The organism is Pseudomonas sp. MAG733B (assembly GCF_036884845.1).
GTDB lineage: Bacteria > Pseudomonadota > Gammaproteobacteria > Pseudomonadales > Pseudomonadaceae > Aquipseudomonas.
This window is the reverse complement of sequence record NZ_CP145732.1, coordinates 3,806,529-3,827,523: the sequence shown is the minus strand read 5'-3', so window position 1 is coordinate 3,827,523 and position 20,995 is coordinate 3,806,529. Positions and strand designations below refer to the sequence as shown.

Here is a 20,995-nt window from a genome sequence, read left to right as displayed (position 1 = left end):
CGAGGGGGCGACTACCGCAACAGCACCGCGAGGCGGCCTACCGGCCGACCTGATCGGAAGTTCGTGCGCATTTTTGTGTAGGAGCTGTCGAGTGCAATGAGGCTGCGATCTTTTGATCTGGTGCATCCGCAAAATTCTGGTCGACTGTCAGACCGTCATCGCCAGCAGGCTGGCTCCCACAGGGGATCGGCATATGTCTGAAAGAGATTGGTTGGCTGTCAGGCCGCCATCGCTGGCAAGCCAGCTCCCACAGTGGGTCGGGGTGCATTCACGCTTTTCACCACTCCACAGGCCGAGCGTTAGCTCGCCTGCCGCTTTTGATCCACCCGCCCCATCGGAAGGCTGAGTGGAGGCGTTCATCCGGGGGTTAGGCGCGCAGCGCCGTGCGGCGAAGCCGCACACATCGAGAGGAGGTCGTCGCGAAGCAGACCGGAGGCGATGCCCCCGGATGAATGCCGGAGCGAAGGAACGCCGAGCCTCAGCGAGGGGCCGTACGTAAGGGGCGAGACCTTTGGTTCCTTCGGGGCGTTTGCCAAAGGGACTCGCCGTAAGGGCGGAACCATAAGTAGCCGTTACCGCAGAAACGGATATTCACACCATCAAAAAACTACTCCCCCAAAACATCCCTTCGAACGATCCCCCACCTACTCCACAGCATCATCCCTTCGGCGCTCGCCGAAATTTCGGGCTGCGCCCAGCATGGCAAGAGTCCCCGTCCCCTCACCTACCGAGGATTCAAATGAGCGAATACAGACCATCGTGGCTAACCGAAGACCTGGCGATCTTCCAGGCGTCGGTCCGCCGTTTTGCCGCCGAAGAACTGGTGCCCCATGAAGAGCGTTGGGCCCATCAAAAACACGTCGACCGTGAAACCTGGCTGAAGGCCGGCGAGATGGGCATGCTCTGCCCGGCGATTCCGGAAGAGTACGGCGGCAGCGGCGGCAGCCATGCGCACAACGCAATCATCGGCTATGAACTGGCCCGCGCCGTTGCCACCAGCCTGGGCACCAACGTGCACAGTGCGATCTGCGCGCATTACCTGTTGCGCTACGCCAGCGAAGAGCAAAAACAGCGGTGGCTGCCGAAAATGGCCACCGGGGAAATGGTCGCCGCGATTGCCATGACCGAACCGGGCGCCGGCACCGACCTGCAGAACGTCAAGACCAAAGCCATTCGCGATGGTGACCACTACGTCATCAACGGCTCGAAGACGTTCATCACCAACGGCTACCTTGCCGACCTGGTGCTGCTGGTGTGCAAGACCGACCCGAGCCTGGGCGCCAAGGGCATGTCGATCATCGTGCTGGAGGTCAATGACCTGCCGGGTTTCCGTCGTGGACGCATCCTCGACAAGCTCGGCCAGAAAGGCCAGGACACTTCCGAGCTGTTCTTCGATGACGTGCGCGTACCAGTAGCCAATTTGCTCGGCCCGGAAGAAGGCAAAGGCTTCGTCCAGTTGATGCAGCAATTGCCCGAGGAGCGCATGTTCATCGCCATGAACGCACTGGGCGCCATGGAGCGTGCGGTCGAGGAAACCATCAAGTACACCAACGACCGCAAACTGTTCGGCAAGCCGCTGCTGGACATGCAGAACACCCGCTTCAAACTGGCGGAAATGCAGACCACCGTCACCATTGCCCGCACCTTTGTCCACGATTGCCTGGACAAGATGATCAGGCACGAACTGGACGCAACCACGGCGGCGATGGCCAAGTGGTGGGCCTCGACCCAGGCCTGCAACATCATTGACGAGTGCCTGCAACTGCACGGTGGCTACGGCTATATGCTGGAATACCCGATCGCGCGGCTGCACATCAACACCCGGCCGATGCGCATTTATGGCGGCTCCAACGAAGTGATGAAAGAACTGATCGCGCGCACGCTGTAACCGCGCGGATCGAGGCATGGCTTGCCTTCGGTGAGCCATGCCCCGCAGGACAAGACTCCAGAATAAAAACAATCGGAGATTTCCCATGTCAGTGCTCGAAGTAACCAGAACCGACGGCGTGGCCACACTGGTCATGTCCCGCCCCGCCTGCAAGAACGCCTTCAATTCGGACATGTGCACAGCCATGCTCGATGCCCTTTCCGATATTCGCCGCGACGCCGACATCCGCGCCGTAGTGCTGACAGGCGCCGGCGACGACTTCTGTGCCGGTGGCGATGTCGACGTCATGTCCCGCAATGACCGCGATGCCAGCCAGATGTGCACGCGCATGAGTGAACTCAATCAACTGCCCGCCGCATTTGCCGGGCTTGAGCGTCCGCTGATCGCGGCCGTGGATGGCGTGGCCTATGGCGCCGGGTTCAGCCTGGCGCTGATGGCGGACTTCATCGTCGCCTCTGATCGTGCACGGTTTTGCATGGTGTTCTCGCGCATCGGTGCGGTCCCCGATCTGGGCGCAACCTGGACCCTGCCCCGTGTGGTCGGCGTACAAAAAGCCAAGGAATTGATCTATTCGGCACGAGAGGTTTCGGCGGCTGAAGCGCTGAAACTCGGCATCGCCCTCGAAGTGCTGCCTGTCGACAGCTACCGGGCTCGGGCATTGGAATTGGCGCAAAACATGGCGAATCTGTCGGGGACGACATTCGCCATGACCAGACGCTTGCTCGACCATTCATTGAGCAACGGCCTGCACAGTCAATTGGGTGAAGAAGCCAATGCGCAAGCGATTGCCGTGACCTCCAGCTATCTCAAGGACGCCACCGGGCGGTTCATGCGCAAGCAGCCGCTGCTGTACCGCTGGCCGCTGCGAAACGGCTGATTCGCACGAAGATCAAACGGAAGGATTACCCGGCAGCTTCAGCGCCAGGTCGCGCACTTTGGCTATCGCCTCGTCGCGACCGGTAACGCCCAGCTTGTAGAAAATATTCTTCATGTGCCATTTCACCGTTTCCGGTGACAGGTTCAACACTCGGGCGATCTTCTTGTTCGGCAGCGCCTGGGCCACCAGCCCCATCACGTCGAGTTCCCGAGCGCTGAGCAGATTCGCCGCAACGCTTGGGATTTGCTCGTTGCTGACCTGTGCACTGCGGGCGATGTCGAGCAAGCGTTGCGCGTAGAACGTCAGCACTGGATCAAGCGCGTTATCAGCCAGCAATGTTTCAAGCATCGACGGCACGTTCGTCCACGCGTCCAGCACACTGCGCAACAACCCGAGGCGATGTCCTTGGCGTAGTGCTTCGATCAAGTGTTGGCGAGCCTCTAACGGTCTGTCGCACCCTTGTTCGATGACAGCCATTTGCACGCGCATCGGCACTACGCGGCGCCAGCGTCGGTCGCACTGCGAAACTTCGATCAGTGCCGGCATGCGCTCGGCGGCGGCGCGGAAGTTCCCAGTGTGAAGTTGCCGCTCAATCAGAGACCGACGGGCGATTACCTGAATCTCCGCTGCGGTGCCGGTACCCGACGCAGGATACTGCTGCGCCGTGTGCTGGATGCGTTGCAGGGCCACGTCGGCCGCTGACTCATCACCGACCTGTTGCAACCAGCGCATGCGCAACAGCAGCGCACACACCAGCAATCGGCCGAGGTCATAGCGGGTTGCGTGATGTTCCAGCCGCTCCAGGCAGGTGAAAGCCTCGGCCCGTCGTCCAGCCAGCCAATGGGCCATGGCCAGTGTCTGCATGCACTGCAACACCGTGTCGGGAATCGCCACCCGCTCCACCAGTTTTATACGCCGCTCCAGCAACTGGCAGGCCGCTTCATAGTCGCCTTGTTCGTACAGCGCCGTACCCAGCAGGCCCGCGGCCATGGTGCTGACCACCAGATAACCGACGCCATGGGCTTCGGCTTCTTCCAGTACTTCGCGGTAGAGGTGTTCGGCCTGGGTGATGCGGCCTTCGAGCGCCAGACTCATGCCGCTCATGCAACGACCGAGCAGGCTGCGTCGGGGCGAACCCTGCAGTCGTTCCCCGCCTTCAATTACCTCGCGGGCCTTCTCGTATTCGCCCTGGTACATGTAGAACCACGCCAGCGTATTGCTGCGTCCGGAATAGGAGAAATCGTCGGCATCGGTGGGGATCGCCAGCAGCTCGGGCAATGTCGCCAGCATCGCTGCCGAATCGTCTTGCTGCATGGCCAGGCTGCCTTGCAACACGGTGAGTGCATGGCGCTGCTTGCGGTCGAGTTTTTCGTGATGGGTTCGCAGATGCTGCAACGTCTGCTGCAAGGCCGGGAAATTGCGCGCATAAAGTTGCAGGTGCGCCATGACCACCTGTAAGCCAAAACGCTCGGCGGTCTGTTCCGCCGGCAACCCCTTCAACAACCCTGAAACCTGGCTGAGGTTGCCCTTGGCCAACAGGTCGGTGGCGCAGGCCTCGACGATATCGGCAGCCGCCTCGGGATCACCGGCCTGCACCGCATGGCGCACCGCTTCATCGAGGTGTTCATGGTCACTGAACCAGCCGCGCGCGGCTGCGTGCAGGGCTTGTCGCTCTTGCAGCGGGCTGGCCTCAAGACGCGCACGCAATACGCTGCACAGCAACGGATGCAGGCGATACCAGGTTTCGCGGTCGTGGCTCTTGACCTGAGTAATGAACAGATTGTCGCCGTCGAGCCGCGCCAGTTGGGTCATCATGCCCGCGATGGCGTGGGGTTGGCCGAGCAACGTCGCGCACAACGAGGCGCAGAAGCGCTCGCAGATCGAAGCGCTCGTCAGCAAGCGCAGATCTTCAGATTCCAGGCGAACCAGCACTTCACGTTCGAAATACTCGGCGAAGGCGTCGGCATCGCGGATCTGCACCCGGTCAAACCGGGTCATTTGCTTGGCCTTGAGATCGACAGCAAACAGTTGCAGGCCAGCAACCCAGCCGTCGGTGAGTTCGTGCAGCACGGCAGCGTCGCGCGGGTCGATGGTGCCCAGGTGCTCACGCAGGAAATGCTCCGATTCGGCACGGCTGAAGCGCAGATCGCGCAGATCGAATTCGCTGACCTGGGCGCGGGCCCGCAAGCCTGCCAATGGAAAAGGCATGCCGGCGCGGGAACCGAACACCAGATGCAGATTTTCCGGCCCGTAATTGAGTAGCCATTGCAGCGCCTGGACGATGCGCGGGTCTTGCAAGTGGTGCATGTCGTCGAGCATCAGCACCAGCTCTCGCGGATGCTGGGCAATGCCCTGAACCAGGGTGATCACCCAATGTTCGACAGCCATCTCGTCGTTGTCGCGACCCAGCAGGAAGCCGGCATCGCGCACTCGCTCCGGCACGACTTCAGCAAGACTGGCTTGCAGGCAACGAGAGAAACGTTCCAGATCGTCGTCTTCGGCCGCCAGCGACAGCCAGGCCACATCAAAATTCATGGCCAGCAACTCGCGTCGCCAAGCCAGCAACGTACTGGTCTTGCCACACCCGGCAGGCCCCTGAATCACCACGCAACGTTGCCGGCGGACTTCCTGCAAACGCGCCAGCAAGTCCTCGCGTGGCACCAGGAGCCGGGCCCCGCGCGGCGGCACAACCTTGGTATCGGCGATGGACTGGTCAGCGTCGGCTGACGGGCAAGAAGCAGTGCCAGTTACAGGGGGAAAAGACATAGGTGGACACTTTCCGGAATGACGGGCCAAGCGACGAACAACAGGGAGTAAAGCGCCCTCCGCGCTGTATGAAATGTCGCTACGCATTGTAAGGCCAGACGCGTCGTTTGCCGATACGGCTTTGGTATCGACCGGACAATGCGCACCGTTCATTCGCACGCTCGTCAGGACTTGGGTAATCCCTGCGGCCACAGCAGTTTTACTGCTTCGCCATCCTCACGGTAGGCGTGGCACGTACCGATCACCCACGGCCGCACGGCGATTTCCCGTTGCGCGCTGGCAGCTCTGCGACGGGTGGCTTCAGTGCGGTAGGTGGAAAAGATGGTCTGCATCGCCGTCGACGCCATGCGTTCAAGCAATTCGGTCATGTGCGTGCAGCCATTTGCACCGCCGACAATCGCTTTGAGTTTTTGCTTGAAACCGGAGGCTATCGTCAGCCCCACCAACGCGGAATAGGCCGGGGCTGCACCGGCACAAAAAGGACTGGCGCCCGTGGCTGTCTGTGCGGTGACGTGGCGGATGACCATGTCGGCATCGAATGTCATCACCAGGCGCATGTCATGAATGGTGCCGCCATGGCCCAGGTGGTGAAACGGCAGATCCGTCGGTTCGTTGGTCAGGTCTTGCAGACGCCCTTCGATATCGAACAGGCCATCGCTGCGCTGATAGCCCTTGCAAGTGATTTCGCGAGTATGCAGCAGAATACGGTCGGGTGAATCTTCGGCAGTGGTAGTCATCATTGGACTCCTTCTCTTATGGCCAGTGCACAGAGGCAGCGTGCAAAATGAACCGCCGCTGACAGGCCGGGAGCAGTACCCTCCCCCAAGCCCGGTTCGCGGCAGTCATGAGCCCGTCGGTTGCTTAGAATCCGCCGCGACCACCGCCGCAAATGATGGTCTGGCCAGTCACGTAGTCGGATTCCGGAATGCAGAACATGTAGACCGAACCGGCTGCCTCTTCGGCAGTGCCCGGACGACCCAGGGCGATTTCACGGCTGGCGGCGAGGATGCGATCCGGGTGCACGCCGACCTTGATGTCGCGGCCTTCGACCTGCACGGTTTTTTCTTCGGTGGTTGGCTGGGTCAGGCGGGTTTCGATGAAACCGAAAGCCACGCAGTTGACGTTGACCTTCATGCGGCCCCACTCCTTGGCCAGCGTCTTGGTCATGCCCATGATGCCGGCCTTGGCCGAGGAATAGTTGACCTGGCCCGCATTACCCTGGGTGCCCGACACCGACGAGATGTTCACCACTTTGCGGAACACTTCCTGCCCGGCTTCGGCCTCGGCCTTGCTGGCTTCGCGGAAGTACGGGTAAGCCGCGCGCAGAATGCGGAACGGCGCCTTGAGGTGGCAGTCGAGAATGGCGTCCCACTGCTCATCGCCCATTTTCTGGATCACGTTGTCCCAGGTGAAGCCGGCGTTGTTGACGATGATGTCGAGTCGACCGAACGCATCCAGTGCGGTCTTGACGATGCGATCGCCAAAGTCCGGCGCCGAGACGTTGCCGATGCAGGAGACGGCATCGCTGCCCAGGGCGCGAACTTCAGCGATCACTTCATTGGCCGGACCTTCGTCCAGGTCGTTGATGATGATCCGTGCGCCTTTTTCGGCGAATTTCAGCGCCACGCTGCGACCGATGCCGCGACCGGAACCGGTGACGATGGCGACTTTACCTTCGAGTGTTTTTTCCATGGTGTTCTTCTTGTTTGAGTGTTGAAAAAAGGCCGCGACGGCGCGCGGCCAAAGGGATTCAGTTCCTGCCGAACAGCGTGACGACACAGGCGCCACCCAGGCCGAGGTTGTGCTGCAACGCGTGCTGCACGCCTTCGACCTGCCGCGCTCCGGCGGTGCCGCGCAGCTGATGGCTCAACTCGTAGCACTGCGCCAGGCCCGTAGCGCCCAGCGGATGGCCTTTGCAAAGCAAACCGCCGGACGGGTTGGTCACCACTCGCCCGCCGTAGGTGTTGTCGCCGTCGAGCACGAATTTCTCGGCGCCGCCGACCGGGCACAGACCAAGGGATTCGTAGGTCAGCAATTCGTTGTGGGCAAAGCAGTCATGCAGCTCGACCACACGGATGTCTTGCGGGCCAACACCGGCCTTTTCGTAGACTTCGTTGGCGGCGCGCTCGGCCATGTACGAACCGACGAAACCGATCATGGTTTTCGGCTCGAACGACTCCGTCGGGTCAGTCACCAGCGATTGGGCGAGGATCGCCACGTCGGTGCGCAGGCCATGTTTGCGGGCAAACGCCGGCGAGCAGATGATCGCGGCGGCAGCGCCACAGGTTGGCGGGCAAGCCATCATGCGGGTCATCACGCCTTCCCACATGAGCTGGTCATTCATCACCTCTTCGGTGGTCACGACTTTCTTGAACAGCGCCAACGGGTTGTTGGCGGCATGGCGGCTGGCCTTGGCGCGGATCGCGGCAAAGGTGCTCATTTGCGTGCCGTACTTGCGCATGTGCTCACGGCCCGCACCGCCGAAGGTGATCAGGTTGCGCGGAATGTCACCGGCATCGCCGCACAATTCGTCCTGGATCGGCAGGTAGTCGCCACGGGGCAACGGACGGTCGTCGAAATTGGAACGGGTCGGCCCCGGACGCATCTGTTCGAAACCGACTGCCAGGGCGCATTCGACCTGCCCGCTCTCGACGGCGGCACGCGCCAGGTACAGCGCGCTCGAACCGGTGGCGCAGGCGTTGTTGACGTTGAACACCGGAATCGCCGTACGGCCCACGCGATACAGCACAGCCTGGCCGCAGGTGGTGTCGCCGTAAACGTAACCGGCGAACGCCATCTGCACCTGGTCGTAGCTGAGGCCTGCGTCGGCCAGGGCCATGCGCACCGCTTCGGCGCCCATGTCGATATAGCTTGGGCTCGCGCCTGGCTTGGTGAAAGGGATCATGCCGACTCCGGCTACTAACACTTTTTCACTCATGGATAGATCCTGGCTTTTCGGTGGAATGGGGAATTTCACAACGCGTGGGCAATGATTTCGTGCATGGCTTTGCCGGCCCCGCCGTGTTCGGTCAGGGCATTGGCCGTGGAGTGGGTGCGCAAGGCGCCGCCGGTGCCGCGTAGCCGTGTGAGCTCATCGCTGCATTTGCGCAGGGTTTCGCTGGCATTGAGATTGGCGATCGCCGAATGCTCGGCGGACAACGGGTGACGCAGGCGTGCCCCGAGGTAGTAATCGACCAGGATGCGCAAACCCACGGTTCGCGCCTTGATCCCGGCCAGCTTCAGGCGGGTGTACGGCAAATCCCAGCGTGAACCGCCGTTGCCATCGGGCTGTTGCACATCGGCGAGGGTCTGCTGGAGCAAATGTTCCAGGCGCCGGGCGGCGAAAATCGCCAGCAGCAGGTGTTCCTGGCCCCACGCCTGATTCAGGTATTCCATACCCCGGCCCGCCTCGCCCAGCAAGTTGCCGAGGGGCACGCGCACGTTGTCGAAAAACAGTTCGGCGGCACTGGCTTGTCCGCCACTTTGCAGGCTGCGCGAGCGATGCAATCCTGCCCGATCGGTTTCGACCATGATCAGGCTCAGGCCTTCATCCGCCCCGATGCGACAGGCCAGCACGATCAGGTTGCCCTGCATGCCATTGCCGACACAGGCCTTGCTGCCGTTGATCACGTACTGATCACCGTTGCGGATAGCCTGAGTGGGCAAGGTTTTCTTGAATTTGCCCTGAGGCTCGGCGACCGCAAGTGCCAGAATCGCCTCGCCGCTGCAAACGCCGGGCAACCAGCGGCGTTGCTGTTCTTCACTGCCCAGCAGGGCAATGCACGGCGCGATAACGTCCGAATGCAGGGACAACGCCCCGTCGCAGACACCGGCCCGGGCGAACTCCTCACGAACCACCGCCGCATGACCGAAGTCGCCGCCGCCACCGAATTGCGCCGGCAACATCACGCACAGCAATCCCTCGCGCCCAGCCTTCAGCCAGACACTGCGATCGACATCGTCGCCGTGTTCCCGGCCCGGCAGGTATTCACGCTCCAGAAAGCGCCGCACGGTGGTGCGGAACATTTCATGGTCTTCGCGGTAGATCTTGCGCTGAACGTCCATCCGGTAACCTTTCACCACAGCCCGATTGCAGGGGAAAACGGGAAAAGCCCGCTCCATCGTGTTGCAGCAATCGTTGCACGGGCCGAGTGGCAGGAGAGCCACCCTCACAGGGGGGGCGGGTTTGCAGAAGGGGACGAACGCACAATAATGGGGCGAGGCACATCAATGCGCCGGGCGGAACGCGTTAGACCAAAGTCTCGGACATTGGCCAACCGTGGCACTATGCTCGGACCCAGAATAATAAAATGGTCAGCCTTGCCGCCCTGTTCAAATGGCAAGTGACCTGTATGGAGATTTGCTCAATGCCTGCTCACTGGGACAACCCTGGGATCATGCCCGTCGCCCCTTCCAGCGCAACTGCCCCGGGCGAGACGTCTGTCACTCGAAGTGTCTCCATCAAATACGCCAGTCCGAAATCCGCTGACAGCCACCTCTCACGTTCACGCCTGTTGCAGCAAATGGCCGAGGCGGACACCGCCCGTCTGATCCTCATCCGCGCCGCCGCCGGGTTCGGCAAGACCACGCTCATGCAGCAATACCGCGAACGCAGTCTGGCGAACGGCAAACATGTGCTGTGGATCAACCTGGAAGCCGCCGACAATGACTTGCAACGTTTTGTCGGTTTACTGGACAACGGCCTGCGCGGCTTGCTGCCGGTGACCGCCGAATCGCTGGGCGATGAACAGCACAGCGCCGGCGACCTGCTGGAGCAGATCGCCGCCAGTACAACGCCGTTTGCCATCCTGCTTGATGAAGTTGAAGTCATCCAGAACTCCGAAGTCCTGGATTTTCTCCAGCAACTGGTCGAGCAATTGCCCACGGGCAGCGTCGTGGTGATGGCGTCGCGCTCGACGCCGGGCATTGGCCTGGGTCGCATTCGTGCCCGTGGCCAGTTGCTGGAAATCCGGCCGAGTGACCTGCGCTTCACCCCCGACGAGGCCATGGCCTTCATTCGCGAAAAGCGACAAATCCCGTTGCACGACAATGAACTGGAAACCCTGTACCGCCGCACGGAAGGCTGGATCGCCGGGCTCTATCTGGCCAGCCTGTCGCTCAAGGATCGCGAGGATCATGCCGCGTTCATCTCATCCTTTTCCGGCTCCAACCTTGAGCTGGCCGAGTACCTGACCGAGGACATCCTTGCGCGCCAGAGCGAAGACTGCCGCGTGTTCCTGATGCAAACCAGCGTCCTTGAACAGTTCTGCGTGCCTCTTTGCGAAGCGGTAACCGGCCGCAGTGACAGCCGCGCGATGATTGACCATTTGGACCGGACCAACCTGTTCCTGGTGCCGGTCGACAGTCAGCAACAGTGGTTTCGCTACCATCATCTGTTTGCCAGTTTCTTGCGGCACGCCCTGGACCGCTTGTATCCGGGCATGGCCAGGACGCTTCATGAAACGGCCGCTCGCTGGTTTTTCCAGGCGAAGCAACCGATTCCGGCCATCGAGCACCTGTTCAGCGCCGGCCTGCTGGACGAAGCCGCCGAGGGCTTGAACACCCACCTGGATACGCTGATCGACAGCGGCCGCACGCGTCTGCTGCTGCGCTGGCTGGACCGCATTCCGCTGGAAACCCGCGACCAGTACCCGCAACTCAATCAGGTCTGTGCCTGGTTGCTGGGGACGACGACTCGTTTGAAAGAAGCCATGCAGGTTGCCGAACGTCTTGAGCGTCAGTCGGGACCTGCCTATGCCTACGTCACCGAAGTCCTGCATTGCCTGCACCTGGGCGTTACCGATCACAGCGAGGAATGTTGCCGTCGAGGCATCGAAGCACTCGCACGCATACCCGACGACGAGGTCCACCTGTACATGGTGCTGGCCAGCTCGGTAGCCATGAACATGGTCGCCAGCGGCCGTTACGATGAAGCGCGCAACCTGTTGTCGAATGCGCTGCAACGCGACCCACGGATTCATTCGAGCTTTTTGCGCCATACCTTCAGCGTCAACGAGAGCATTCTGGACCTGATCCAGGGGCGCCTGAGCAACGCCATCGTGCGCATGCAGAGCACGCCGGACAGTCCGCAAAACAACGGCCAGCGCAAGCCGCACGAAGCCAAGCTGTCGATGGACATCCTCCACGGCTTGCTGTTGTACGAAAGCGGCGAGTTTGAAGGAGCAGAGAAATACCTGTCGCGTAGCCTGTTTTTCGCCAAGCAGGTCAGCTCTCCAGAGAACCAGATTGTTACCCACGTGCTGACTGCGCGAATCGCTTACAGCCGTGGTGATCGCACCACCTGGATGCGCTGTCTGGTGGAGCTGGAACAGATTGGCCGGCAGGTCGGCTCGCGTCGAGTCGAATGCTCGGCGTGGCTGGAGCGCGCTCGCGTGGCATTGCTCGAACAGCGTCTGGACACGGCCGTGCAAGCGCTGAATTCGGCGGACCTGACCGGCGACTGGGATCGCCCCGAGTTCATCCGCTTCGCCAATGACGTCGATACTCCCAGTATCGCCCGCCAGCGTTTGCGCATTGCCCAGGGCGAAGGCGCCGCAGCGGTCAAGGCGCTGCGTGGGGCGATCGAGCAGGCACGGAGCTGGCAACATCACCGTCGCGAACTGAAGCTGCACATCCTTCTGGCGATGGCGTTGGACAGCCTGCAGCAACCACAAGAAGCCTTCCTGGCGCTCAACGATGCATTGCGCCTGGCCAGCCATGATGGCTTCCTCGCCACGTTCATCGAGGAAGGTGATCGACTGGCCGGACTGCTGCAACGCTGGGCCGCAACCGGCAAGGCTCGCTGCAAGGAACTGGGCATCGAACCGGCCTTCGTCGAGAAGCTGTTGCAACAGCTGGGTGTCATCGGCGGCAACATGGATGGCGCACGCAACGATAACGGTGCCCACGAAGTACTGACGGTGCGTGAATACCAGATCCTGCAACTGCTGGCCGCCGGGCATCGCAACAAGGACATCGCCGAGAAAGTATTCCTCTCCGAGTTCACGGTGAAATCGCACTTGCAGAAGATCTACGCAAAGCTCGATGCCAAGGGACGCACCGAAACCCTGGCGATTGCCCGAGCGAAAGGCTGGATCTCCTGAACGCTCACGGCCCATCGCGGGCAAATCCGCGATGGGCCGGACAGTGCGTTACGGCTTAACGCGTTCAGTCAATTGCCTGGCAGGAATGCCCACCAGCAACACCACGGCGCCCACCACCAACACGCCGGCGATCACATCGAACGCCAGGTACAAATCCCCCGTCGCCGATTTGATCGCGCCCACCACGATCTGACTGACCACACCGGCCATGCCGCCGATGCAGCTGATGACCGCAATGCCCACCGCCGCCGCCGAAGGCGACAGCAAGGCCGGTGGAATACTCCAGAACAACGACAAAGCGGACAACGCGGCAGCCGCGCCGACACTCATGAACAGCAGCGAAAACAGCAAGTGGTCCTGGAACGGGCCGAGCAGAAAGAAGCAGGTCGCGCTCAGCAGCAGGGTCAAGCTCACGTGCCAGCGCCGCTCCAGGCGTTTGTCGGAACTGCGCGCCAGCAGGTACATGCCGACCAACGCGCACATGTAAGGCACGCTGGCCAACAGGCCGATGGTCTTCAGGTCCTGAACGCCAAAGCCGCGAATCAACGTCGGCATCCAATAGGACACCGTGTTCGAACCGCTGTAGATACAAAAGAACACCAACCCGGCGATATACACGCGAGGATTGCGCAGCACCTCAGTCAGCTTGGCATTGGGAGTGTCTGCCGGTCGTCCCTGAGCGAGGGCTGAAGCGAGTACGTGTTTTTCCTGTGCGGTGAGCCAGCGCGCCTCTTCTGGTTTATCGACCAGCCAGAACCAGCCGAACACCCCCAGCAACATCGCCGGAATCCCCTCGACAACAAACAGCACCTGCCAGTCCCGCAGTCCCAGCCAGCCATCGAAATGGCTCATGATGGTGCCGGCCAGCGGTCCGCTGACGATGCCTGCGATCATCGCCGCCATCAGGAACACGGCGGTGATACGTGCACGCAGCGCGGCCGGAAACCAGTAAGTCAGGTACAGGATGACGCCGGGAAAAAACCCGGCTTCCGCCACACCGAGCAAAAACCGCGCGAAGATCAGTTGATTCGCCGTGGTCACGAAAGCCGTGGCCACCGTCACCATGCCCCACAGCAGCATGATCCGCGTGAGCGTGGCGCGGGCGCCGATGCGCTGCAGATAGACGTTGCTCGGCACCTCGAAGAGGATGTAACCCAGATAGAAAATGCCCGCGCCGATGCCGTAGGCCGCGTCTGTAAGGGCGATGTCTTCAGCCATGCGCAGCTTGGCGAAGGACACGTTCAAGCGGTCGATAGTGTTGATGGCGTAGGCCAGGAACAGGTAAGGCAACAACCGCAAAATCACTTTGCGGTAAACCAGACGAGTTTGCTGTTCTGAATAGTCGGACGTTATCGGCAGGTACTGCTCCGCTGCTTGACTCATGCTGCGTTCCTTGTGCGTGGGACAAAAAACCCGCTCGGTTGAGCGGGTTGATTGATTCAGAGGGCTTGTTCCAGCTCCGGTACTGCTTCGAACAGATCCGCCACCAGACCGTAGTCGGCGACCTGGAAAATCGGCGCCTCTTCGTCCTTGTTGATCGCGACGATGATCTTCGAGTCTTTCATCCCCGCCAGATGCTGGATGGCGCCGCTGATACCGACGGCGATGTACAACTGTGGCGCAACGATCTTGCCGGTCTGGCCGACCTGCATGTCGTTGGGCACGAAACCGGCATCGACCGCCGCCCGCGAGGCGCCAACACCGGCACCGAGCTTGTCGGCCAAGGAGTACAGGTACTGGAAGTTGTCGCCGTTCTGCATGCCGCGACCACCGGACACGACGATTTTCGCAGCGGTCAGTTCAGGGCGGTCGGACTTGGCCAATTCTTCGGCGACGAATGCCGATAGGCCGGTGTCATGGACGGCGTTTACGTGCACGACATCCGCCGCGCCCCCTTCTGCGGCAACGGCGTCGAAGCCAGTGGCACGCACGCTGATCACTTTCACCGATGCCGAAGACTGCACGGTCGCGATGGCGTTGCCGGCATAGATTGGGCGCTTGAACGTGTCCGCCGATACAACGGCAATGATCTCGGAGATCTGGTCAACGTCCAGTTGCGCGGCAACACGCGGCAGGATGTTTTTACCATTGGAGGTGGCGGGCGCCAGAATGTGGCTGTAAGCCCCGGCCAGCTCCACGATCAGCGGCGCGATGTTTTCCGGCAATTGGTGGGCGTAGGCAGCGTTATCGGCCACCAGCACCTTGCTCACGCCGACGATTTTGGCGGCTGCCTCGGCTGCACCGCTGACATCGGAACCCGTCACCAGCAGATGAATGTCACCGCCGATCTGCTGCGCCGCAGCAACCGTGTTCAGGGTTGCCGAGGCGATTGCGCCGGCTTCGTGCTCTGCAATAACCAGGATAGTCATCAGATTACCTTCGCCTCGTTCTTGAGTTTCTCGACCAGTTCCGCCACCGACTTGACCTTGATCCCGGCGCTGCGGGTTGGCGGTGTTTCTACTTTCAGGGTGGTGACGGTGGACGCCGTGTTCACCCCGAGCGATGCGGGCGTGACAGTTTCCAGCGGCTTTTTCTTGGCCTTCATGATGTTCGGCAACGACGCATAGCGCGGCTCGTTGAGGCGCAGGTCGGTGGTGACGATGGCAGGCAGGCTCAAGGCGACGGTCTGCAAGCCGCTGTCGATTTCACGGGTCACGCTCACCGTGTTTCCGCTGATCGCAACTTTGGATGCGAAGGTGCCTTGGGCAAACCCGGTGAGTGCGGCAAGCATCTGGCCAGTCTGGTTGTTGTCGCTGTCGATGGCTTGTTTGCCGAGGATCACCAGTTGCGGCTGTTCCTGGTCGACAACGGCCTTGAGCAGCTTGGCCACGGCCAGCGAGTTCAAGTCATCGTTGCTTTCGATGAGGATCGCGCGGTCGGCCCCCAATGCCAGGGCGGTACGCAATTGCTCTTGAGCCGTGGTTGGCCCTACGGAAACCACGACGATCTCAGTGGCTATGCCCTGCTCTTTCAGGCGCACGGCTTCTTCCACGGCAATTTCGCAGAACGGGTTCAGGGCCATTTTTACGTTGGCGAGGTCGATGCCGGAATGGTCCGCCTTGACGCGAACCTTGACGTTGAAATCGACCACGCGCTTGACGGCTACGAGGACTTTCATTTGATGACTCCAAAAAATGCCGGGAGCTGACCCGGTCAATGACAAACCAGTGCGATGACTGAGCATCCGGTGGTGTAGAAAGATTGTGCATGCGTATCCCTGCCCCCAACACCGCCCGGCTCGGGTGGTAGGCCCACCCTCCCCCCTGGCTCCGGACTCAGACCGCCTGCATGAGTGCGCTGTATTCCTGCAGGTGATGGTCGTCATCGCCGAACTGGCGAGCCACCATCAGCAGGTGCTTGGCGTGGTGAGAGAGGACGTATTCCCAGGTCAGGCCGATCCCGCCATGCAACTGGATGCCCTGATCGGCGACATAACGCGCGGCACGGCAAACGATGTACTTGGCAGCGGCCAGCGTGCGGCTACGTTCCGGACTGTCCGACTCGTCGGCCACACAGGCCGCGAGCATGGCCATGGACGTCGCCTGATCCAGTTCGATGTGCATGTCGACCATGCGGTGTTGCAGAGCCTGAAACTTGCCGATGACCTGACCGAATTGCTTGCGGGTCTTGAGGTAATCGAGTGTCAACGCACACGTGGCCTCCATGCTGCCAACCGCTTCGGCACACTGGGTTGCGATGGCACGGCCCTGCTGGTAGCGCAATGCATCCAGTGCCCGGCCGTCCGCGCCCAGCACGGCGGCGCAACTGACAAACACATTGTCGAGGAACAGGTCACAGGCTCGGCGGCCATCCATGGTCGGGTACTCGCGGATGCTGATCCCCGGACTCGCCGGATCGACCAGGAACAGGCTGATGCCAGCTTCGTCGCGTTCATCGCCGGCGACGCGCGCCGATACCAGAATCAGACCGGCGCTCTGCCCGCCCACCACCAGCGACTTGTGTCCCGAGAGGGCCCAGCCGCCGTTAACCGCCACGGCGCGGGTCTGCACGTCGTGTAACTGGTAATGGCTCTGCGGCTCGTCGACAGCCACCGCCAATTGCAGCTGCGCACTGGCAACCTGCGGCAGCAGTTCGCTTTTCTGCGCCGCACTGCCGAGCTGCTCGACCAGCCCACCGGCGAAAATCACCGAGTGCAACCAAGGCTCAAGACACAGGCCACGCCCCAGTTCCTGGGCAACCAGCATCACATCGACGCCATTGCCACCAAAGCCACCGTAGGCCTCGGCAAACGGCACCGTGGTCAGGCCCAGTTCGCCCAGCTGTTGCCAGAACTCGCCGCTGAAGCCTTGTGCGCTTTCGCGGAATTGCTCGCGGTGCTCGAAACCGTAGGTGTCGCGAACCAGTCGGGCAGCGGTGTCTTGCAGCATTTGCTGCTCTTCTGAAAGTTTGAAGTCCATGGTCTGCCCCTTACAGTTCGAGAATCATCTTGGCGATGATGTTCTTCTGGATTTCCGTGGACCCGCCGTAGACCGAGGCTTTGCGCATTTCCAGGTACTGGCAGGTCGACGTGGTGCTGTAGGCGTTGTGCAGCAACTCGCCATCGAAGTCGTAACCCAACTCGTCCTTGAGCAACGGCACGGCATAAGGCCCCGCTGCCTTGGTCAACAGGTAAGTGATGGCCTGGCGGATCTCGGTGCCCTTGATTTTCAGGATCGAGCTTTCCGAACCTGGGACGCCGCCATCGCGGGCCGCAGCGAGGATGCGCAAGTTGCTCATGCCGATAGCCATCAACTGGATTTCGACGTCGGCGATTTGTGCGCGAAAGCCCGGGTCCTCGATCAGCGGTTTACCGTTGCGCTTCTCGACACTGGCGATCTTTTTCAGGCGCGCGAGCATGGCCTTGGCAATGCCGATACCGGCGATGGTCGTGCGCTCATGGGTGAGCAGGTATTTGGCGCAGGTCCAGCCTTCGTTCTCACGACCGACCAGGTTCTGCACCGGCACGCGTACATTGTCGAGGAACACTTCGTTGACGTAGTGACCACCTTCGAGGGTGATGATCGGCCGCACGGTGATGCCGGGAGTCTTCATGTCGATCAGCAGGAAGGAAATTCCGCGTTGCTGCTGCGCCTCGACATCGGTACGCACCAGACAGAACATCCAGTCGGCCATATGGCCGGTGGAGGTCCAGGTTTTCTGGCCATTGACCACATAATGGTCGCCATCGCGCACGGCACGGGTTTTCAGGCTGGCCAGGTCGGAGCCGGCGCCGGGTTCGGAATAGCCCTGACACCACCAGTCATCGCAATTGAGAATGCGCGGCAGGTAATGCGCCTTTTGCTCGGGCGTGCCGAACTTGATGATCACCGGGCCGACCATGTTCACGCCGAACGGCACGATTCTGGGTGCGCCCGCCACTGAGCACTCTTCGTCGAAAATATGCTTTTGCACCGCGCCCCAACCGGTGCCGCCCTGCTCCACCGGCCAGCTTGCAGCCAGCCAGCCCTTGTCATTGAGAATGCGCATCCAGCGCACCTGATCGTCTTTGCAGACGCTCTTGCCTTGGTTGATTCGGGCGGCGATATCCGCCGGTAGCTGGTCCCGTAGAAAGGCGCGGACCTCTTCGCGAAATTCGACTTCCTCAGGGCTGAACTGGATGTCCATCGACTACCTCAATAATCATACGCCGGCGTGCGGCCGGTCTTTGTGGGCGTGAGGGTCCGTCACGGGCTGTACCCGCGACGGCAGTGGCCAATCACTGGTCGAAGACGATGACCGAGCGTGCGAGTTCGCCGTGGCGCAGTTCATCGAAGGCCTCGTTGATTTGCTCTAGCTTGATGCGCTGCGAAATCATTTCGTCGAGCTTGAGCCGGCCCTGCATGTAGAAGTCGGTCAAACGCGGCAGGTCGACCGGGAAACGGTTGGAACCCATGAACGAACCCTGGATGCGCCGCTCGTGGAGCAACGCCAGCGGATCGATTTCCAGCTTCAGGCCAGGCTTGATCATGCCGATGATCGTGGCCGTGCCGCCGCGAGCCAGCATGGCGAAAGCCTGCTCGGCGGTTTGCTTCAAGCCGATGCATTCGAAGGAGTGATGCACACCACCACGGGTCAATTCCTGGACCATTTTCACGGCGTCACCGTCCTTGGCGTTGACCACGTCGGTGGCGCCAAATTGCCGGGCCAGTTCCAGTTTGGAATCGAGCATGTCGATGGCGATGATCCGGCCGGCACCGGCCAGCGCCGCACCGTTGATGGTAGCCAAGCCGATACCGCCGCAACCGATCACGGCCACGGTTTCACCCGGGCGAACCTTGGCGGTATTGAACACCGCGCCGGTGCCGGTGGTGACCGCACAACCGAGCAGCGCTGCGCGGTCCAGCGGCATGTCGCGGCGGATGGCGACCAGTGCGTGCTCATGCACCAGCATCTGTTCGGCGTAGGCCGACAGGTTGATGAACTGGGTCATCGGCTTCTGTACGTAGGTCAGGCGTGGTTCTTCGTCCGCGCCGCGCTTGGTGTCGGGCGAAATGCACAGTGACAGATGGCCGGTGACGCAATGTTCACAGTGCCCGCAATAGGCGGAAAGGCACGTCACCACGTGATCGCCCGGTTTTACGGTGCGCACATCGCAACCGACCTGTTCGACGATGCCCGAGGCCTCGTGACCGAGCACCACCGGGGTCGGATGCGGATAAGCACCATCGACGAAATGCAGATCGGAATGGCAAACGCCAACGGCAACGGTACGCACCAGCACTTCCCGTGGGCCGGGTTTGCTGATGCTGACGTTTTCGATGGTCAGTGGCGTACCGGGTTTGTGAAATACGGCAGCTTTCATATTCTTATTCTCTTATTGGAAGCAGGAATCGGTTGGTGATGGCGGGTGCTCGGGTCATCACTGGGAACGCCTTAGCGCTTGATCAGCGAACCGACGATCTGACGCATCTGTTCGCCATAGGGCGGGCGCATCAGGTCCGGGCCGTCGGCGGCGCGCAGTACCGATTTGCCGTGGCTGAAGGTGCGGAAACCGTCGAAACCGTGGTAGCTGCCCATGCCGCTGTGGCCGACACCGCCGAACGGCAGCGTCTCGACACCGCCGTGGCGCAGGACGTCGTTGAGCGTCACACCGCCGGAGGTGGTGCGATTGAGGACGAAAGATTCTTCAGTGGCATCGTTGCCGAAGTAGTACAGGCCCAGCGGACGCGGGCGCGAGTTGATGTAGGCCACCACTTCGGCGAAATCCTTGTAGGGCTTGAACGGCAGCAACGGACCGAAGATTTCGTCTTGCATGACCAGCAGTTCGTCGCCCGGATCACGCAGCAAGGTCGGGACGATCTTGTGATGCGGCTGGCCGCTGAAATCTTCGTTGGCCGGATTCAGTTCGATCAACTCGACATCAGCATTGCGCGCCTGGTCGAGGTATTCGTTCAGGCGCTCGAAATGGCGGGCATTGATGACCGAGGTGTAGTCCGGATTCTCCAGCAGCGTCGGGTATAGCTTGGCTACCACTTCCTTGACGGTGGCGACGAACGCGTCCTGCAGTTCTTCAGGAACGAATACGTAATCCGGTGCCAGGCAGATCTGGCCGGCGTTGTGCAGTTTGCCAGTGATGATTTTGCTGACGGCGGTTTTCAAGTCAGCGCTGCGGGAAATGATGGCCGGCGACTTGCCGCCCAGTTCCAGCGTCACCGGCACCAGATTCTCGGCGGCGGCGCGCATGACGTGCTTGCCGATGCTGCTGGCACCGGTAAACAGCAGGTGGTCGAACGGCTGGCTGCTGAACGCCTGGCCGACTTCAGGTCCACCGGTAATGATCGCAACTTCATCTTCGGCGTACACCGAGCGGAACATCCGCGCGAGCAATTCGGAGGTTTTCGGGTTGTATTCCGAAACCTTGATCATCACCCGGTTGCCGGCAGCCAATGCGCCTGCCAGACCGTTGAAGACCATATTCCCCGGAAAATTCCAGGCCGTGAGAATACCTACCACACCCAACGGCTGATACTGCACCCACGCCTCGCCACGGTCGGTGGCTCGCTGGTCAGGCTTCATCCATTCGGCGATTTTTGCCTTGGTATACTTCAGTGAGGCCAGCGGCCCCAGCACATCGAACAGACGCGAGAAATCGGGGCTGCGGTGACCGAAGTCCGCGGCCAGGGCTTCGATGATTTCGCCTTGGTAGTCGACCAACAGGCCGATGGCGCGGTCGATCAGTTCACAGCGTTGTTCCGCCGTCCACGGCTCGTTGGCCAGACAGGCGGCGCGTTGTTTGTCGAGAATGACGCGGATCTCGGCAGCACACAGGTTTTCATTGGCACTCATGGTGTTTCGACTTCCATGCAATGGTCGGTTCGGGGAGCTGTCAATCAGGTATCGGGCCGCTACACTGGCGGGCTC

15 protein-coding genes are annotated in these 20,995 nt (G+C 61.2%); 3 read left to right on the top strand and 12 right to left on the bottom strand.

Annotated elements, in window-relative coordinates; genetic code table 11:
• Nucleotides 1-739: 739 nt before the first annotated feature.
• Both V6Z53_RS17555 and V6Z53_RS17550 read left to right on the top strand, forming a co-directional pair.
• Nucleotides 740-1,888 (top strand): acyl-CoA dehydrogenase family protein, encoded by a 1,149-nt coding sequence (locus V6Z53_RS17555; RefSeq protein ID WP_338580872.1) that lies wholly within the window; start codon nucleotides 740-742, stop codon nucleotides 1,886-1,888.
• An 85-nt stretch (nucleotides 1,889-1,973) separates the two neighbouring features.
• On the top strand, nucleotides 1,974-2,765 hold the full coding sequence (locus tag V6Z53_RS17550; protein ID WP_338580871.1) for an enoyl-CoA hydratase/isomerase family protein: 792 nt from the start codon (nucleotides 1,974-1,976) through the stop codon (nucleotides 2,763-2,765).
• Between the two features lie 12 nt (nucleotides 2,766-2,777).
• On the opposite strand, the gene V6Z53_RS17545 is transcribed toward V6Z53_RS17550, so the two are convergent.
• The 5 genes from V6Z53_RS17545 to V6Z53_RS17525 form a co-directional block, all read right to left on the bottom strand.
• Nucleotides 2,778-5,531, bottom strand: a complete 2,754-nt coding sequence (locus V6Z53_RS17545; RefSeq protein WP_338580870.1) for a LuxR C-terminal-related transcriptional regulator — start codon at nucleotides 5,529-5,531, stop codon at nucleotides 2,778-2,780.
• Nucleotides 5,532-5,695: 164 nt separating this feature from the next.
• Nucleotides 5,696-6,268: a DUF2889 domain-containing protein gene (locus tag V6Z53_RS17540; protein WP_338580869.1), complete on the bottom strand. Its 573-nt coding sequence runs from the start codon at nucleotides 6,266-6,268 to the stop codon at nucleotides 5,696-5,698.
• 124 nt (nucleotides 6,269-6,392) lie between these two features.
• Nucleotides 6,393-7,223, bottom strand: a complete 831-nt coding sequence (locus V6Z53_RS17535; RefSeq protein WP_338580868.1) for an SDR family NAD(P)-dependent oxidoreductase — start codon at nucleotides 7,221-7,223, stop codon at nucleotides 6,393-6,395.
• Nucleotides 7,224-7,281: 58 nt separating this feature from the next.
• Complete coding sequence (locus tag V6Z53_RS17530; RefSeq protein WP_338580867.1) at nucleotides 7,282-8,469, bottom strand: lipid-transfer protein; 1,188 nt, start codon at nucleotides 8,467-8,469, stop codon at nucleotides 7,282-7,284.
• A 35-nt stretch (nucleotides 8,470-8,504) separates the two neighbouring features.
• Nucleotides 8,505-9,596 (bottom strand): acyl-CoA dehydrogenase family protein, encoded by a 1,092-nt coding sequence (locus tag V6Z53_RS17525; RefSeq protein WP_338580866.1) that lies wholly within the window; start codon nucleotides 9,594-9,596, stop codon nucleotides 8,505-8,507.
• A gap of 302 nt (nucleotides 9,597-9,898) precedes the next feature.
• On the opposite strand from V6Z53_RS17525, the gene V6Z53_RS17520 reads away from it, so the two are divergent.
• Entirely contained in the window at nucleotides 9,899-12,634 is a 2,736-nt protein-coding gene (locus V6Z53_RS17520) for a LuxR C-terminal-related transcriptional regulator (protein ID WP_338580865.1), read from the top strand.
• Between the two features lie 48 nt (nucleotides 12,635-12,682).
• On the opposite strand, the gene V6Z53_RS17515 is transcribed toward V6Z53_RS17520, so the two are convergent.
• From V6Z53_RS17515 to V6Z53_RS17485, 7 genes are all read right to left on the bottom strand, one after another.
• Nucleotides 12,683-14,017 carry an MFS transporter gene (locus V6Z53_RS17515; protein WP_338580864.1) on the bottom strand — a complete coding sequence of 445 codons (1,335 nt, stop codon included), beginning with the start codon at nucleotides 14,015-14,017 and terminating at the stop codon, nucleotides 12,683-12,685.
• 56 nt (nucleotides 14,018-14,073) lie between these two features.
• Nucleotides 14,074-15,003: an FAD-binding protein gene (locus V6Z53_RS17510; RefSeq protein WP_338580863.1), complete on the bottom strand. Its 930-nt coding sequence runs from the start codon at nucleotides 15,001-15,003 to the stop codon at nucleotides 14,074-14,076.
• Nucleotides 15,003-15,752: an electron transfer flavoprotein subunit beta/FixA family protein gene (locus V6Z53_RS17505; protein ID WP_338580862.1), complete on the bottom strand. Its 750-nt coding sequence runs from the start codon at nucleotides 15,750-15,752 to the stop codon at nucleotides 15,003-15,005. Before V6Z53_RS17505 ends, V6Z53_RS17510 begins: the two co-directional genes overlap by 1 nt.
• A gap of 157 nt (nucleotides 15,753-15,909) precedes the next feature.
• Nucleotides 15,910-17,052, bottom strand: a complete 1,143-nt coding sequence (locus V6Z53_RS17500; protein ID WP_338580861.1) for an acyl-CoA dehydrogenase — start codon at nucleotides 17,050-17,052, stop codon at nucleotides 15,910-15,912.
• A gap of 10 nt (nucleotides 17,053-17,062) precedes the next feature.
• Nucleotides 17,063-18,259, bottom strand: coding sequence for an acyl-CoA dehydrogenase family protein (locus V6Z53_RS17495; protein WP_338580860.1), 1,197 nt, complete (start codon nucleotides 18,257-18,259; stop codon nucleotides 17,063-17,065).
• Nucleotides 18,260-18,350: 91 nt separating this feature from the next.
• Entirely contained in the window at nucleotides 18,351-19,436 is a 1,086-nt protein-coding gene (locus V6Z53_RS17490) for a Zn-dependent alcohol dehydrogenase (RefSeq protein ID WP_338580859.1), read from the bottom strand.
• 71 nt (nucleotides 19,437-19,507) lie between these two features.
• The gene (locus V6Z53_RS17485; protein ID WP_338580858.1) at nucleotides 19,508-20,920 is read right to left on the bottom strand and encodes a coniferyl aldehyde dehydrogenase; all 1,413 of its coding nucleotides are present in this window, start codon (nucleotides 20,918-20,920) and stop codon (nucleotides 19,508-19,510) included.
• Between the last annotated feature and the right edge of the window lie 75 nt (nucleotides 20,921-20,995).

Excerpts from the sequence above, each read along its gene's own strand:
- V6Z53_RS17550 (WP_338580871.1), top strand. The coding sequence starts at position 1,974 with ATGTCAGTGCTCGAAGTAACCAGAACCGACGGCGTGGCCACACTGGTC.
- V6Z53_RS17545 (WP_338580870.1), bottom strand. The coding sequence starts at position 5,531 with ATGTCTTTTCCCCCTGTAACTGGCACTGCTTCTTGCCCGTCAGCCGAC.
- V6Z53_RS17540 (WP_338580869.1), bottom strand. The coding sequence starts at position 6,268 with ATGACTACCACTGCCGAAGATTCACCCGACCGTATTCTGCTGCATACT.
- V6Z53_RS17555 (WP_338580872.1), top strand. The coding sequence starts at position 740 with ATGAGCGAATACAGACCATCGTGGCTAACCGAAGACCTGGCGATCTTC.
- V6Z53_RS17510 (WP_338580863.1), bottom strand. The coding sequence starts at position 15,003 with ATGACTATCCTGGTTATTGCAGAGCACGAAGCCGGCGCAATCGCCTCG.
- V6Z53_RS17525 (WP_338580866.1), bottom strand. The coding sequence starts at position 9,596 with ATGGACGTTCAGCGCAAGATCTACCGCGAAGACCATGAAATGTTCCGC.
- V6Z53_RS17520 (WP_338580865.1), top strand. The coding sequence starts at position 9,899 with ATGCCTGCTCACTGGGACAACCCTGGGATCATGCCCGTCGCCCCTTCC.
- V6Z53_RS17485 (WP_338580858.1), bottom strand. The coding sequence starts at position 20,920 with ATGAGTGCCAATGAAAACCTGTGTGCTGCCGAGATCCGCGTCATTCTC.
- V6Z53_RS17495 (WP_338580860.1), bottom strand. The coding sequence starts at position 18,259 with ATGGACATCCAGTTCAGCCCTGAGGAAGTCGAATTTCGCGAAGAGGTC.
- V6Z53_RS17490 (WP_338580859.1), bottom strand. The coding sequence starts at position 19,436 with ATGAAAGCTGCCGTATTTCACAAACCCGGTACGCCACTGACCATCGAA.
- V6Z53_RS17500 (WP_338580861.1), bottom strand. The coding sequence starts at position 17,052 with ATGGACTTCAAACTTTCAGAAGAGCAGCAAATGCTGCAAGACACCGCT.
- V6Z53_RS17535 (WP_338580868.1), bottom strand. The coding sequence starts at position 7,223 with ATGGAAAAAACACTCGAAGGTAAAGTCGCCATCGTCACCGGTTCCGGT.
- V6Z53_RS17505 (WP_338580862.1), bottom strand. The coding sequence starts at position 15,752 with ATGAAAGTCCTCGTAGCCGTCAAGCGCGTGGTCGATTTCAACGTCAAG.
- V6Z53_RS17530 (WP_338580867.1), bottom strand. The coding sequence starts at position 8,469 with ATGAGTGAAAAAGTGTTAGTAGCCGGAGTCGGCATGATCCCTTTCACC.
- V6Z53_RS17515 (WP_338580864.1), bottom strand. The coding sequence starts at position 14,017 with ATGAGTCAAGCAGCGGAGCAGTACCTGCCGATAACGTCCGACTATTCA.